Raw genomic sequence first — 811 nt, 5'->3', positions numbered from 1 at the left:
TGATTTCTTTTCCTAAGGGTACTTAGATGTTTCAGTTCCCCTCGTTCGCCTCGCAACACTATGTATTCATGTTGCGATAACAGCTTATGCTGCTGGGTTCCCCCATTCGGACATCGTTAGCTCAAATGCTTGTTACTAGCTCGCCAACGCTTTTCGCAAGTTACTACGTCCTTCATCGCCTCTGACTGCCAAGGCATCCACCGTATACGCTTAGTCGCTTAACCATACAACCCAAATGAGTTTCACTCACCTGCGCCGCATTGCGACCAGCTTGGTTTTACTTGTCTCACTTCTGACCAAAGAAGTGGACGCGCCTTAGACGCAAACTATTCAATAAAGAATAATTTACTATTGAATATTCAAGACACTTAATAAAGTGTTTGAGAACTCATGTTCAATGCTTGCGCATTAAACGTTTTGTAATTAATCACATGACAGACTCATGCAATTAAATACTATCAGCTTTCCAAATTGTTAAAGAACAACATCTACCTGCAAGAGGGATGTTTCGCTCTGACTTCTCGTGAGAGAAGCTAAACAAGCAATCTGTGTGAACACTCAGCAAACATTAAGTTAGTCGTATAGGTAAGGAGGTGATCCAGCCCCAGGTTCCCCTAGGGCTACCTTGTTACGACTTCACCCCAGTCATGAACCACAAAGTGGTGAGCGCCCCCCCGAAGGTTAAGCTACCCACTTCTTTTGCAGCCCACTCCCATGGTGTGACGGGCGGTGTGTACAAGGCCCGGGAACGTATTCACCGTGGCATTCTGATCCACGATTACTAGCGATTCCGACTTCATGGAGTCGAGTT

2 rRNA genes are annotated in these 811 nt (G+C 45.6%); both read right to left on the bottom strand.

Going from position 1 to position 811, the window contains the following annotated elements:
* Window positions 1-224 (bottom strand): 23S ribosomal RNA (locus L5M18_RS23225); the annotation flags it as partial.
* A gap of 362 nt (window positions 225-586) precedes the next feature.
* Window positions 587-811 (bottom strand): 16S ribosomal RNA (locus L5M18_RS23220); the annotation flags it as partial.

This window comes from Shewanella sp. SM20 (assembly GCF_025654545.1).
GTDB classification, from domain to species: Bacteria; Pseudomonadota; Gammaproteobacteria; order Enterobacterales; family Shewanellaceae; genus Shewanella; species Shewanella oncorhynchi.
The sequence above is the reverse complement of the archived record's forward strand: the minus strand, read 5'-3'. Positions and strand labels throughout refer to the sequence as shown.